The organism is Trujillonella humicola, from assembly GCF_046233715.1.
GTDB lineage: Bacteria > Actinomycetota > Actinomycetes > Mycobacteriales > Geodermatophilaceae > Trujillonella > Trujillonella humicola.
In genome coordinates this window covers 57,357-71,018 of sequence record NZ_JBJNRJ010000017.1, presented here as the reverse complement: position 1 = coordinate 71,018, position 13,662 = coordinate 57,357, and the positions used below count along the sequence as shown (strand labels likewise).

Sequence of the window (13,662 nt, the reverse complement as noted above, 5' to 3'; positions counted from 1 at the left end):
CCCCCCACCCCCCCCCACCCCCCCCCCCCCCCCCCCCCCCCCCCCCCCCCCCCACGGCCCCCCCCCCCCCCCCCCCCCCCCCCCCCCCCCCGCGGCCGCGGCGAGGGACCGGGTGACGCCCCGCCGAGGTCAGGGCCGCAGCACCTCGAGCACGTGCTCGAGCTCCTCCACCGGCCGGCCGGGCGGCAGCACGATGCCCGGCACGTCCGCCCCGGCCGCCGTCCACTCGTCCAGCACCGACCGGGCGGCCGCCGCGTCACCGGCCACGAGCACCTCGTCGACCAGCACCCGGGCCCCGGGCGGCAGCACGGGGGAGCGCGGCGTCGGGTTCGCCGCCACCACCGCGTCCACGGCCGCGCCCAGCCCCAGCCGGCGCAGCGTCTCCGCGTACAGCGGGCCCATCCCGGTCAGGTAGGTCACCACCCACCACGCGGCGACCGCCTCCGCCACCGCCGGGTCGGCGGCCACCGCCACCGGCAGCCCCGGCCGCACCGCGGGCAGCGGGCGGTCGGCGGCGATCGCCCCCTCCTGCAGCTGCTTGAGGCCCTCGGCGAGGCCGGACCTCGGCAGGAAGAACGGGCACCACGCGTCGGCCACCTCCCCGGCCAGCCGCACCGACCGCGGCCCCAGGGCCGCCAGGTGCACCGGCACGCCGGGGTGTGGCGGGACGGCCAGCCGCAGCGGGCGCCGACCGCCGGTCAGGGGAGGCGTCGCCCGCCCACCGGCCAGCAGCGACCGCACCTCCCGGGTCACCGCCCCCAGCCGGGCCACCGGCGCCTCGAACCGCCGGCCGTGCAACCCCTCGGCCAGCTGCGGGGACCCGGCCCCCAGACCGAGCGCGAACCGGCCGCCGGACGCCTCGTCCAGCGACCCGGCCAGCATCGCGATCCCGGCCGGGCTGCGCCCCCAGACGTTGAGCACGCCGGTGGCCAGCCGGATCCGGTCGGTGCGCGCGGCGATCGTCGCGAGTAGCACGGCGGCGTCGTGCCCCCAGCCCTCCGCCACCGAGAAGGACTCGTAGCCCAGCGCCTCCGCCCGTCCGGCCAGGTGCAGGACGACGTCGGCGCGGTTCTCCATCGGGGTGACGCCCACGGCGAGACGTCGGGGTGCGGTGGTCATGGTCGCGCCTCCTGGGATCTGTCCTCGACCTCGAGCCGCCGCTACTGTCGGCCGGGCCCGTTGCATCCCGATTGCAGGCTCCGCGATGACAGCTGCCGGCACGGTGCAGGTCCGCATCCTCGGACCGCTGCAGGTGGAGGACGGCCGCGGACCGGTCGCCGTCGGCGGTCACAAGCCGCGCACGCTGCTCGCCGTCCTCCTGCTCGCCGGCGGCGACCTGGTGCCCACCGACCGGCTGGTCATGGCGCTGTGGGGCGACGAGCCGCCGCCCGGCGCGGGGACGGCGCTGCGGGCCTACGTCTCCCGGCTCCGCGGCGCCCTCGGGGCGGCCGTGGACCTGCGCTTCCGGCCGCCGGGCTACTGCCTCACCCTGGACGGAGCGAGCCTGGACGCCGACGCCTTCGAGCGGCTGGTCACCACCGCCCGGGCCGCCGTCACCGCGGGCGACCACGAGCGCGCGCTGGCCGACCTCGACGCCGCGCTCGCCCTGTGGCGCGGCGACGCGCTCGCCGAGTTCGCCGAGGACGACTTCGCCACGGCGACGGCGGCCCGGCTGACCGAGCTGCGGACCAGCGCGGAGGAGGACCGCCTCGACGTCCTGCTCGACCTCGGGCGGGCGGCCGAGGCGCTGCCGGAGCTCGAGGCGGTGGTGCGCCGCCACCCGACCCGCGAGCGGCCGGCGGTCGCGCTGATGCGCGCGCTGTACGCGACCGGCCGCCAGGCCGACGCGCTCGCCGTCTTCCACGACCTGCGCGCCCGCCTGGACGACGAGCTGGGTGTGGCGCCGGCCGCCGCGGCGCAGGCCCTGTACCGGCGGATCCTCGTGCACGACCCCGCCCTGGCCGCACGGCCCCGGCGGGGCAACCTCCCGCGGCGGGCCAGCGGCTTCGTCGGCCGCCGTCGCGAGGTCGAGCGCGTGCTGGCCGCGCTGCGCGACGGGCCGCTGGTGACCCTCACCGGTGTCGGCGGCGCGGGCAAGACGCGGCTGGCCGTCGAGGTCGCCGCCCGCGACGGGGCGCGGTTCGCCGACGGGGCCTCGCTGGTCGAGCTGGCCACCCTGCCCGCCGGCAACCCGGTCGGGCACGCCGTCGCCGCCGTCCTGCGGGTCCAGCAGCGCCCCGGCCTGACCATCGAGCAGACCGTCGTGGAGTACCTGCGCGCCCGGTCGCTTCTGCTCGTGCTGGACAACTGCGAGCACGTGCTCGACTCGTCCGCCGGGCTGGTCGCCGACGTCGTGGCGCAGTGCCCGGGGGTCGTCGTCCTCGCGACCAGCCGCGAGCCGCTCGGCATCGACGGCGAGCAGCTGTGGCCGGTGCCCCCGCTGCCGGCCGAGGACGCCTCCGCGCTCTTCGTGCAGCGCGCCCGCGCGGTGTCGCCCGAGCTGCGGCTCGACGCAGCCGACGCCGAGGCGGTCGCGGCGATCTGCGCCCGGCTCGACGGGCTGCCGCTGGGCATCGAGCTGGCCGCCGCCCGGATCCGCGCCATGAGCCCGCGCGAGATCGCCCGGCGGCTGGAGGAGACCCCGCTGGTCGGCGGTGGCCGCGGCACGGTCGAGCGGCACCACAGCCTCGGGCAGGCGATCGAGTGGTCCTACCGGCTGCTGCCGGAGGCCGAGCAGCGGCTGTTCCGCGCGATGTCGGTGTTCGTCGGCGGCGCCGACCTGCGCGCCGTGCACCGGGTCGCCGACCCGGACGCGACCGAGGACGACGCGCTGGACCGCCTGTCCCGGCTCGTCGAGCGGTCCATGGTGGTCGCCGCCAGCGGCGGGGCGCACAGCCGCTACCGGCTGCTGGAGACCCTCCGGGCCTACGGGCACGCGCGGGTCGAGGCCGAGGGCGCCGCCCGGGCGCTGGACCGGCGGCACGCCGCGTACTACACCGATCTCGCCGAGCGGGCCGCCCGCGGCGTGCAGGGCCCCGACGAGCAGGCGTGGGTCGAGGAGGTGCTGGCCGACCACGACGACTTCCGCGCCGCCTTCCACCGCAGCTGCGCCGGCGGCGACGCGGACGTGGCGCTGCGGCTGGCCGCCGCCGTACCGGAGCTGGTGCACCTGCGGGTCGGCTACGAGGCCTCGACGTGGGCCGAGCAGGTCGTGGCCGGTGCCGACCCCGGCCACCCGAGCTACGTGCCCGCGGTCGGCGCCGCGGCCCGCGGTGCGTGGAACCGCGGGGACTTCCCCCGCGCCAGGGCCCTGGCCGCACTGGCCCGGGGCCGGCGGCCCCCGGCCGGCACCCCGCGCATCGCCTACCCGGGTGACGTGCTCGCCGACGTCGCGATGTACGAGGGGGACGCCGGGGCGGCGCTGGGGCACTACACCGCCGAGGCCGCACGCGCCCGGGCCGACGACGACGCGATCCGGCTGGTCTGGACGCTCTACTACGTCGCCGTCTGCCAGGCCGTCCTCCGTGCGCCCGAGCGCGGGCTCGAGGCGGCGCGGGAGAGCCTCGAGGTGGCCGAGACGACGGCGAACCCGACCGCGCGGTCGATGGCCCGCTACGCCGTGGGCCTGGTGCTCAAGAAGTCCGAGCCCGCGCACGCCCTGACGCTGTTCGACGAGGCGGGTGCGCTGGCCGCCGCCGTGCACAACTTCTGGTGGCACGGGATCGCGATGATGGAGGCCGCCGCGACGCGCGGCGTCCACGGCGACCCGGTCCTCGCCGCGCGGGCCTTCCTGGCCGTGCTCGACCACTGGGACCGGGTCGGCGACACCACCCAGCAGTGGCTCGCCCTGCGCTACGTGGCGCGGCTGCTGCACCGCGTCGGCGCGGCACCCGACGCCGCCGCGCTGCACGACTGCCTCGTCGCGGCGGGCAAGCCCTCGCCGCTGGGCCCGTCCGCCCCGCACCTGAGGCCGACCCCCGAGGCCGGGCAGGTCCTGGCCGCGGCGGTCGGCTCCGCCCGGGCAGCGCTGGGCCGGCTCGGGTGAGCCTCCAGCGGTGGTGCAGCCGTCCTGCAACACCCCCCGTCCACCGTCGTCGCACCGGGTGGATCCCCCGCCACCCCCGCACCGACGACGAGGAGCACGACATGACCGACACCATCGGCACCGGGACCGTCGACGCGGCCGCCGCCGACCGCGCGCTGAAGGACAGGCACCGGGCGATGTGGGCGCTCGGGGACTACCCGGCCGTCGCCGCCGACGTGATCCCCGAGCTGGGGCCCGTCCTGGTCGCCGCCGTGGGCATCGGCCCCGGCGACCGGGTGCTGGACGTGGCGGCCGGCAGCGGCAACGTCGCCGTCCCCGCGGCGCTCACCGGCGCCGACGTCACCGCGTCCGACCTCACCCCCGAGCTGCTCGAGGCCGGGCGTCGCTCCGCCGAGCGGCAGGGCGCGCAGCTGCGCTGGGAGGAGGCCGACGCCGAGGCGCTGCCCTACGCCGACGGCTCCTTCGACGTCGTCGTCTCCTGCGTCGGGGTCATGTTCGCCCCGCACCACCAGCAGACGGCCGACGAGCTGGTCCGCGTGTGCCGTCCCGGCGGCCGGATCGGCCTGATCAGCTGGACGCCGCAGGGGTTCGTCGGCGAGCTGTTCCGCACGATGAAGCCCTACGCGCCCCCGCCGCCGCCCGGCGCCTCACCGCCGCCGCTGTGGGGCGAGGAGGAGCACGTGCGCGGGCTGCTCGGCGACCGGGTCACCGACGTCGTCGCCCGCCGGCGGACCGTCACCGTCGGCGGCCAGGCGTCACCCGAGGCCTGGGTGGGCTACTGGAAGACGGTCTACGGGCCGACGATCGCGGCCTACCGCGGGATCGCCGGCGACCCCGGGCGCACGGCCGCGCTCGACCGGGACCTGACCGCGCTGGTCGCCCGGTACGACTCCGGCACCGGGTCGGTCGTCATGGACTGGGAGTACCTGCTCGTCACCGCCCGCCGCGCCTGATCCCGCGGCGGCACCCGCCCGGCCGCGGCCGCCCCGTTCCCCGCGGGGCGGCCGGGGCCACCCGACCGCAGGAGCACCGGATGACCGACTTCCTCGTCCGGCGGGACGACCCCCGGACCACGCGCGTGGCCGACGGCGAGCCGGCGGCGACCGCCGTGGCCGAGGGCACGGTGCAGTTCACCGTCGAGCGCTTCGGCCTCACCGCGAACAACCTGACCTACGCCGTGCTCGGCGAGCAGCTGCGGTACTGGGACTTCTTCCCCGCCCCGGAGGGCTGGGGCCGGATCCCCGCGTGGGGCTTCGGCCGGGTCTCCGCCTCGGGGGTGGACGGCATCGCGCCGGGCGAGCGGTTCTACGGCTACTGGCCGATGTCGACCCGGGTCACCCTGCAGGTGACGCCGGCCGGGCCCGGGTTCGCCGACTCGTCGGCCGCCCGCGCGTCCCTGCCCCCGACGTACAACCGCTACCTGCGGGCGCTGCCGCGGACCGGCTTCCCACCCGAGCTCGACGACGCCGCGGCGGTCGTGCGCCCGCTGTTCCTGACCGGCTGGCTGATCGCCGACCAGCTGGCCCGCTCCGGCTGGCACGGCGCCGGCGCCGTGGTGCTCGCCTCGGCGTCGAGCCGGACCGCGATGTGCACGGCTGCCGCGGTCGGCGAGCACGCGGACCCGCCGGTGCTCATCGGCCTGACCTCGGCCGGCCGGGTCGCCTCCACCACCGCGACGGGGCTCTACGACCGGGTCCTGGGCTACGACGACATCCGCTCGCTGCCCACCGGCCCCGGCGGTCTCGTCCTGGTCGACATGGCCGGCGACGCCGCGATCCGGGCGGCCGTGCACCGTGCCACCACCGACGTCCTCCGCGCCTCGGTCATGGTCGGCGCGACCCACTGGGAGCAGGTGGACCTGGCGACCGACGGGTTGCGCGGCCCGCGGCCGGTGTGGTTCTTCGCCCCCGCGGTCGCCGACGAGCGCGCCGCGGAGCTCGGGCAGCTGCCCTTCGCCCGGCTGCTCGGCGCGGCGTGGGCGGCGTTCGCCACCACCCGCCTGCCCGGGCTGGTCAGCTTCCGCTCCGAGACCGGCGCCGACGCCCTGGAGTGCGCCTACGGCGCGCTGCTCAAGGGCGACGTCGACCCGCGCGAGGGCCTGGTGTTCTCGCTGTAGGCCGTCGCGCGGGGACGTCGGCACCCGGCCGAGCTCACAGCACTCCCAGCAGCGCGACCGAACCCAGCCCGGCGGTGGTGGCCAGCGCGACGCTGCCGGTCCGCCGGGCCACTCCCGCGGTGAGCGCCGCGGCCAGCACGAAGTCCGTGCCCGCGCCGGCCGGGGCCCCGACGAGCGCGGCGGCCACCAGGGCCGCCAGCACCGCGGGGCCCACGTGCGGCAGGGCCCGCTGCACCGGGCCCGGCAGCCGCGTCGCCGGGACCAGCGCGATCAGCAGGATCCGCAGCAGCCACGTCGCCAGGGCCGCCCCGGTGCAGGCCAGCAGGGCGGTCACGAGGGCCGCCGCTCCGCCGAAGCGGCCGCGAGGACGCCCGCCACCGCACCCGCCAGGACCGGCAGGCCCGCCGGCAGTGCCCCGCTGTGCGCCAGCACCGCCGTCACCACCCCCGCCGTCCCCGCGCCGACGACCGCCGGCGGGGCGGTCAGCCGGGGCACCAGCATCGTCAGGAACAGCGCCGCCGGCGCGAAGGCCAGCGCCGCGCCGGCGGTCGCCAGCGCCGGCCCGACCGCGATGCCCACCCCGATCAGGCCCAGCCTGGCCGCGCCCAGCAACGACCCCGTGGCCAGCCAGTACCGCCGGAACCGGGCGGGGTCGGCCAGGTCGCCGCGAGCGGTGGCCAGCGCGAACGTCTGGTCCACCAGCAGGTGCGGTCCCAGCAGCCGGAACCACCGCGGCTGGGCACGGAAGTGCGGCTCGAGCGCCGCGGCGTACAGCAGCAGCCGGGCGTTGACGACCAGGACCGACCCGACGACGGCGAGGACGCCGGCCCCGGCGTGGAGCAGCGTCAGCGTGCTCAGCTGCGCCGTCCCGGCGAAGATCGCCGCGCCGCCGCCGAGGCCGAGCGGCGCACCGATCCCGGTCTGCCCGACGGCTCCGCCCACCACCAGCCCGAGCGGAGCGACCGCGACCAGCGAGGGCCCGAGGTCGGCCAGCGCCGACCGGAGGGCCGCCGGCCACGGCCACGCCGGCGCGGCCGGCGCGGCGGTCACGCCGCCTCCTCGGCCGCGACGGGCACTCGGACGAAGGTCTCCTCGGCCCACCACTCGGCGTACGTCTCCTCGCCCACCGCGCGCCGGAGGCCGTCGGTCTGCGAGGCGTGCGCCCGCAGCGCCGCGGCCTTGCGGTGCGCGGTCCGGCCGGAGGCGCGCACGCGCAGGTCGACGGCGGACTCCGGCACGGCGGGCGGCACCCCGCCGGGCATCCAGACGCCGTTCCGCTCGCACAGCCGGCCCCAGCGGCGGTGGAAGCCCTCGGTCAGCGTGGTCTGCAGCAGGAGGCTGCGGCACCCGTCGGCCCGCCAGGCCCGCTCGACCCAGCCCGCGACCGCCATGTGGTCGGTGTGACCGGTCAGCCCGTCGGGGCCGAAGGTGACCACGGTGTCGGGGCGGACCTGCTCGAGCAGCGTGCGGACCAGCCGCGCCCCGAGCCCCGGGTCCACGTCGGCGCACCCGCCGTCGCCGAACCCCAGCCACGAGTGCTCCGTCACGCCGACCGCCGCCAGGCTCCGCGCGAGCTCCCGGCGCCGCACCTGCGCGATCGGGCCGGCGCCGCCGAGCTCGCCTGCCGTGGCGGTGGCGACCACGACCCGCTGGCCGCCGTACCGCGCCTCGGCCATGAGCGCGCCCGACAGGTAGGCCTCGTCGTCGGGGTGGGCCCAGATCCCCAGCACCGTGCCCAACCGGGCCACGGTCAGGTCGCCGTCCATGGTCGCCTCCCAGCGTTCGCCTCGATGGAATGCGGCGACGCTAGGAAGCGGGCCTTACCGGGACCTTCCGCCGGAGCCGACGGCGCGGAAGGACCGGGAAGGTCAGGTCGCGGGGACGGCGAGGCCGCGGCGGCACCGGGCGGCGTCGAGCGGTTGACCCGCGCCGTCGAAGAGCTCCGCCGCCTCGGCGAGCAGCCGGACGGCGGCGGAGCCGTCGCCCTCGGCCCGGGCGACGTGGGCCCGGGCCTCGTGCAGCGCGCCCTGCCAGGCGGTGCCCTCCCAGAGCGCCGCCGAGCTCTCCGCGGCCCGCAGGTGCCGCCGGGCCCCGTCGAGGTCGCCCACGGCGGCGCAGGCGATCACCGAGGGCACCGCCACCATGACGTCGCAGAACACGCAGTGGTCCTCCGGGCCGGAGGTCGCCTCGGCGCGCTGCGCGGCGGCGTGCGCCTGCTCCGGGCTGTCGGCGGCCGTGATGGTGGTGCCGTGGAGGCGCTGCATGAGGTGCATGGCGATGGGGGACCAGCGGGCCAGCGGGAGCGCCCGCTTCAGCAACCTGCGCGCCTCCGCCCGGTCGCCCCGGAGGATGCGCAGCTCGGCCAGGCGCTGCAGCGCGTGCGCCTCGCCCGCCGACGCGCCGATCTCGCCGTGCAGGTCGACCGCCTGGCCGAGGTCGTGCTCGGCCGTGTCGAGGTCGCCCGAGAGCAGCGCGGCCTCTCCGGTCAGCGCCCAGGCGAAGGCCACCGCGCGCAGCGCGCCCGCCCGCTCGGCGGTCTCCCGGAGCGAGCGGCCGAGCGTCATGACCTCGGCGTAGGGAGTGGGCCCGTAGAGCAGGTACTCGGCGACGCAGAGGTGGGCGTCGAAGACGGCGGTGGCGATGGCCGGCGTCTCGCGGGTCCGCTGCAGCTCGTGGCGGAGCCGGCGGAACCACTGCCCGCCGTTGTGCGCGAGGAGGCCCTGCAGCGCCACCAGGTCCAGCAGCCGCCAGTCCGAGGCGCCGCCCAGCCGCCGGCGTGCCTCGTCGGCCGCCGCGTGGGCGGCGTCCAGGTCGCCGGAGAAGTAGGCGACGTTGCCGCGGGCGAGCAGGATGGCGCTGTCCGCGGCGACGTCCCCGTCGGTGTCCAGGCCGTCCAACGCCTCGTTCGCGGTGTCGAGGTCACCGACCATGCTCGCGGCGTGGGCCAGCCGCGCGCGCAGGATCCGCTGCGCCGTCGGCGCGGCCGCGGCCGCCGCCTCGCGGTACGCGGCGACCGCCCCGGGATCGCCCACGGCGAGCAGCAGGTCGGCGCGCAGCGCCAGCATGCGGGCCCGCTCCTCCTGCGTGGCGTGCGCGCGGACCTGCTCGACGAGGTCGAGGGCGTCGCGGTAGGCGCCGAGGGCGGCGGTGCGCTCGGCAGCGGTCAGCACGTGCGGAACGGCCGCCTCCGGTTGCCCGGCGGCCAGGAGGTGGGTGCCGATGCGTGCCGGCGCGGCGCCCACCGCCTCGAGCGCCGCGGCCACCTCGCGGTGCACCTGCTGCACCCGGTGCGGGGACAGGTCGGCCAGCAGCCGCTCGGGGAGGGAGGCCACCCGGAAGCGGTAGCCCACGTCGGCCGGCTCCACCAGCCCCGCGGCCAGGACGGCGTCGAGAACGGCGAACGCCTCGTCCTCGCCGGTGCCGGCCAGCGCGACGAAGACGTCGGTGTGCACCGGGGTGCCGGCGACGGCGACGCGGCGGAGGACGTCCTCGGTCCCGGGAGGACAGACCGACAGCAGTGGGCCGACGGGGAGCCGCCAGGTGTCGCCGGTGCCGATGCCCGGCAGCAGGGCAAGGATCCGGGCGGGGATGCCGCCCGACCAGGCGTGCACCTCGGCGGCCTGCCGGTCGCTCGGAGGGGTCCCGAGCTGCTGGGCCAGGAGCGCCGCCGTGCCGGCGGGGGAGAGGGGAGGCAGCGGCAGGTCCACCGCCGCGCCGCGGCGCAGCAGGCCGGCCTGCAGGCGTGGGAGCCGGCCGTCGCCCGGCACGCTGCGGGAGCCGATGACGAGCAGCACCCGCTCGGTGGCGGCCACCCGCGCGAGGTAGTGCAGCAGGCGCAGGCTCGCCTCGTCGGCCTCGTGCACGTCGTCGACGGTGAGCACCGCGCCGGTGCCGGCCGCGGCCAGGCGCACCAGCTCGGCCACCGACACGAACAGCCGCTGGTGCGCGCCCTCCCCGGTCCACGGCAGGTCCCCGCCCCGGAGGGCCCGCTCGATCTCCTGGCGGTAGACGTCCTCGAGCCCGTCCAGCAGCGTCGGGTGCCGCCGGCAGAGATCGGTGAGGGCCTCCAGGACGGGTGCGTACGGCCATCCGCTGTCGGCGGCGGAGGTCGCGCCCGCCCCGACCCGCGCGCCACCGTCGGCGGCCCGTGCACGGATCCAGCGGAGGACGGCGGAGGTCCCCGCCCCGCTCGGGCCGTGCACCAGGACGGTGCCGCCGCGGCCGGCCCGCGCCTCCTGCAGCGCGCGGTCCAGCCGCTCGAGGACCGGACGCCGGCCGACCAGCCGGACCGGCTGACCGGCGCGTCGCGGTTCGGGGCCGGAGCCGGTCAGCCGGTCGCGCAGCGCGACGGCCTCGGCGGAGGGCGCCACACCGAGCTCGGTGCGCACGGTCCGCTCCAGCCGCTCGAACTGGCGGAGTGCGCCGTGCCGGTCGCCGCGCTCGGCGGCGGCGCGCATGAGCGCGAGGTGCGCCTGCTCGTCGGCGGGGTCCAGGGCGAGCACGTCGTCCCACCGGCCGGCGGCGCGCAGCACCTCCAGGTGCAGGTCCCGGAGCCGCTCGCGGTCGTCCGTCGTCCACGACTCGAAGACGTCGTCGGGGAGGAGCTCCCCTCCGTACGCGGCGAGCGCGGCGTCGGGCCCCGACGGCGACCGGGCCAGCCCGGTGAACCGCTCGGTGTCGACGTCGACCGCGTGCTCCGGCAGCAGGGTCACGGCCTCGCCGCGCAGCACCACGGCGGAGGGGACGGCGAGCGCGCGCCGGGCGTAGTGCGCGGCGGTGTGCAGCCGCGGCTGGGCCTCGTCGGGCGGGAGGTCGGGCCACAGCGCGTCGAGGACGCGCTCGCGGTGCAGGGACCGCCCCGGCGCGAGCGCGAGCAGCTTGACCAGCGCCGACGCCGACCGCCGGGTCCAGGCGCCGGGAGGGACGGCCCGGCCACCGACCCGGACCTCGAATCGGCCCAGCAGGCAGATCTCCACGTCCGCCATGGGAGTGGTCCTTCCGCGCGACCCGGGCAGCGTAGACCCCTCCCGGGGCCGGTGGGTGCCGGTCGGCGCTCTCGAGCGGCTCCGACGGTCAGGCGGCGGGCCGGGCGTCGTCGAGGCCCAGGAGCACCTCGATCTCGTCGCTCATCGCGGCGGCCAGCTCCCGCAGCAGCCGGCGCAGCTCCTCCTCGGTCCAGTCGTGGGCGGCCACCCGCTCGGTCACGTCGAACAGCGCGACCGACAACCGGTCCCGCTCCCGCTGGTAACCGGCGAGTGCGGCCGCCTCGGGACCCGGAGCCGTCAGTGCGCGGGCCAGGAGTTCGGCGTCGCGCAGCGCGTCGCTCATCCCGTGGGTGCTCAGCGGGTCCTTGAAGTAGCCCGCGTCCCCGACCAGCGCCCACCCCGGGCCGCCGGCCCGGCGCAGGAAGCCCGGCTGCCCGGCGAAGCCGTGCAGGCGGCCGACCGGCGCCGCACCCGCGACGCGTGCGGCGACGTCCGGTGAGGCCTCGGCGAGGAGCTCGGCGAACCGGTCGGCGGCGCCACCCGGGAGCGCCCGGAACCGGGCGTCCGAGGTGCCGGTGAACACGCAGGTCAGCCCGTCCTGCGTGGGGATGAGCCCGGCCGAGGCGAGCCCGCCGTAGGCCCACTCGTAGCCGTCGGTGGGCAGGTCGGCCCGGTAGCCGTAGAGCACGCCGGAGGCGGCGCGGGCGGTCCGCTCGACCGGGGCACCGACCCAGCGCGCCACGTCGGACCGGACGCCGTCCGCCCCGACGGTGACCGCCGCGGCGACCTCCACCGGACGGCCGTGCGGCCCCTCGGCGACCACCCCGGCCACCCGGCCCGAGCGGTCGCGCAGCAGCCCGGTGGCCCGGAGCCCGTGCCGGACCTCCGCCCCGGCCTCGGCGGCCGCGTCCACCAGCAGCGCGTCCAGCGTCGTGCGCCGGGGCGCGTACAGCGCGTCCACCCCGGCCGCGGGCCGCAGGGAGATCCGGCTGTCCCCGCTCGCGTGGTGGAAGACGGTGCTGCGCACCGGCGGCACCCCGGCCGCCACCAGGCGGTCGAGCAGCCCCCAGCGGCTCAGCTGCACCACCCCGGTGCGCATCAGGGCGTGGGTGGAGACGGTGTCGCTGCCGTAGCGGCCCCGGTCGAGCACCAGGACCCGCGCTCCGCGCCGGGCCAGCTGCAGCGCCGTCGCGGCGCCGGCGACCCGCGCGCCGACGACCACGACGTCGTACCGCGCGGTCACGGCCGGCCCCGCAGAGCCATCCCGGTGCGCCGCCGCACCGGGCGGACGGCGTCCAGGTGCGCCGCGACCAACGCCGCGTCGTGCCGCGAGCCGCCGATGAAGGTGCTGCTGCGGCGGGTCTGGAACCGCTGCCCGACGAGGAACAGCCCCGGGCGCGCGGTGATGCCGTAGCGGTGCTGCAGCTCCCCGCCGGCGCGGACGCCGGGCACCTGCACCCAGCGGTGGTCCCGCCGGAAGCCGGTCGCCCACACGACCGTGCCGATCCCGGCGCCGGCCAGGTCGAGCCGGTCGATGCCCGCGGGCAGGGTGAGCCCGGCCGGGCGGTCGGGCTCCCCGACCTCGGCGGTCAGGCCGGCCGCCGTCACGTGCCGGTCGATCCGGTCGAGCAGCGCGGCCAGCCGCCGGTCGGACTCGGCGACCGAGCCGGCCAGGGACGGCGCGAAGGTGGCGACGCCGTCCTGGATCGCGGTCAGCCGGCCGGTCACGCGGACCCCGGCCGCGGTGACCGTGCCCAGGTCGAGATCCACGCCACCGGACCGGCCGACCAGCTGCAGCGACGGCTCGCGCAGGGCGCGGGCCAGGTCGTCGACGTCGTCGACGCTGCGGTCCAGCGCGCCGACCGACTCCAGCCACCACAGCACGTCCATGCCGCGGTAGCGGCGGGGCAGCCGGGTGTGGGCGCCGGCCGCCAGGACGACCTCGCGGCCGGCGCGGCACAGCTCGTCGGCGATCTGCAGCCCGGAGGCCGAGGCCCCGACGACCAGCACGCCGCCGGCCGGCAGCGCCCGGGGGTTGCGGTACGTCGAGGGGGTCAGCTGGGCGACGGCCGGGTCCAGCCCGCCGGCGGCACCGGGCACGTGCGGGACGTCGCAGTGCCCGGTCGCCACGACGACGTTGTCCGCGCGCCAGCTGCCCTGGTCGGTGACCACGAGGTACCCGTCGCCGTCGGGACGGACGGCCGAGACCGCCGTCCCCCCGGCGACCGGCAGGTCGAAGGCCCGGGCGTAGGCCTCGAGCAGGTCGGCCAGCTCGCCGGCGGTCATGTACCCGTCCGGGTCGGGCCCGGAGTAGTCGTGGCCCGGCAGCCGGGTCATCCAGTTGGGGGTCAGCAGCCGCAGCGAGTCCCAGCGCTCGCTGCGCCAGCGCTCCCCGACCCGGCCGCGGTCGAGGACGACGTGGTCCCGGCCGCCGGCCGCGAGGTGCGCGCTCGTCGCCAGGCCGGCGTGCCCGGCGCCGACGACGACGGTGTCGACGGTCTCCACGGGAGTCCCTC

Annotated in this window: 10 protein-coding genes; 3 read left to right on the top strand and 7 right to left on the bottom strand. The window is 78.4% G+C overall.

Features of this window, described 5'->3' with window-relative positions:
• Positions 1–129 precede the first annotated feature (129 nt).
• Positions 130–1,119 (bottom strand): LLM class flavin-dependent oxidoreductase, encoded by a 990-nt coding sequence (locus ACK586_RS11310; protein ID WP_409330578.1) that lies wholly within the window; start codon positions 1,117–1,119, stop codon positions 130–132.
• An 85-nt stretch (positions 1,120–1,204) separates the two neighbouring features.
• On the opposite strand from ACK586_RS11310, the gene ACK586_RS11305 reads away from it, so the two are divergent.
• The 3 genes from ACK586_RS11305 to ACK586_RS11295 all read left to right on the top strand — a co-directional run bounded on the left by ACK586_RS11305 (position 1,205) and on the right by ACK586_RS11295 (position 6,161).
• Positions 1,205–4,045 carry an AfsR/SARP family transcriptional regulator gene (locus ACK586_RS11305; protein WP_409330577.1) on the top strand — a complete coding sequence of 947 codons (2,841 nt, stop codon included), beginning with the start codon at positions 1,205–1,207 and terminating at the stop codon, positions 4,043–4,045.
• 101 nt (positions 4,046–4,146) lie between these two features.
• Positions 4,147–4,998: a class I SAM-dependent methyltransferase gene (locus ACK586_RS11300; protein ID WP_409330576.1), complete on the top strand. Its 852-nt coding sequence runs from the start codon at positions 4,147–4,149 to the stop codon at positions 4,996–4,998.
• Positions 4,999–5,078: 80 nt separating this feature from the next.
• Positions 5,079–6,161 carry a DUF2855 family protein gene (locus ACK586_RS11295; RefSeq protein WP_409330575.1) on the top strand — a complete coding sequence of 361 codons (1,083 nt, stop codon included), beginning with the start codon at positions 5,079–5,081 and terminating at the stop codon, positions 6,159–6,161.
• Between the two features lie 34 nt (positions 6,162–6,195).
• Here the strand turns inward: ACK586_RS11295 and ACK586_RS11290 are convergent, their stop codons facing one another.
• The 6 genes from ACK586_RS11290 to ACK586_RS11265 form a co-directional block, all read right to left on the bottom strand.
• Positions 6,196–6,495, bottom strand: coding sequence for an AzlD domain-containing protein (locus ACK586_RS11290; RefSeq protein ID WP_409330574.1), 300 nt, complete (start codon positions 6,493–6,495; stop codon positions 6,196–6,198).
• Complete coding sequence (locus tag ACK586_RS11285) at positions 6,492–7,211, bottom strand: AzlC family ABC transporter permease (RefSeq protein ID WP_409330573.1); 720 nt, start codon at positions 7,209–7,211, stop codon at positions 6,492–6,494. The genes ACK586_RS11290 and ACK586_RS11285 overlap by 4 nt, the downstream gene beginning before the upstream one ends.
• Positions 7,208–7,927, bottom strand: coding sequence for a PIG-L deacetylase family protein (locus ACK586_RS11280; protein WP_409330572.1), 720 nt, complete (start codon positions 7,925–7,927; stop codon positions 7,208–7,210). Before ACK586_RS11280 ends, ACK586_RS11285 begins: the two co-directional genes overlap by 4 nt.
• 102 nt (positions 7,928–8,029) lie before the next feature.
• A complete protein-coding gene (locus ACK586_RS11275; RefSeq protein ID WP_409330571.1) occupies positions 8,030–11,146 on the bottom strand; it encodes an ATP-binding protein in 3,117 nt (1,038 codons plus the stop codon).
• Positions 11,147–11,234: 88 nt separating this feature from the next.
• Complete coding sequence (locus ACK586_RS11270) at positions 11,235–12,389, bottom strand: NAD(P)/FAD-dependent oxidoreductase (protein WP_409330570.1); 1,155 nt, start codon at positions 12,387–12,389, stop codon at positions 11,235–11,237.
• A complete protein-coding gene (locus tag ACK586_RS11265) occupies positions 12,386–13,651 on the bottom strand; it encodes an NAD(P)-binding domain-containing protein (protein ID WP_409330569.1) in 1,266 nt (421 codons plus the stop codon). The genes ACK586_RS11270 and ACK586_RS11265 overlap by 4 nt, the downstream gene beginning before the upstream one ends.
• Positions 13,652–13,662 lie beyond the last annotated feature (11 nt).

What these genes read in the sequence shown, in the direction of transcription:
- ACK586_RS11310 (WP_409330578.1), bottom strand. Translation starts at nt 1,119, where the DNA reads ATGACCACCGCACCCCGACGTCTCGCCGTGGGCGTCACCCCGATGGAG.
- ACK586_RS11305 (WP_409330577.1), top strand. Translation starts at nt 1,205, where the DNA reads ATGACAGCTGCCGGCACGGTGCAGGTCCGCATCCTCGGACCGCTGCAG.
- ACK586_RS11300 (WP_409330576.1), top strand. Translation starts at nt 4,147, where the DNA reads ATGACCGACACCATCGGCACCGGGACCGTCGACGCGGCCGCCGCCGAC.
- ACK586_RS11295 (WP_409330575.1), top strand. Translation starts at nt 5,079, where the DNA reads ATGACCGACTTCCTCGTCCGGCGGGACGACCCCCGGACCACGCGCGTG.
- ACK586_RS11280 (WP_409330572.1), bottom strand. Translation starts at nt 7,927, where the DNA reads ATGGACGGCGACCTGACCGTGGCCCGGTTGGGCACGGTGCTGGGGATC.
- ACK586_RS11275 (WP_409330571.1), bottom strand. Translation starts at nt 11,146, where the DNA reads ATGGCGGACGTGGAGATCTGCCTGCTGGGCCGATTCGAGGTCCGGGTC.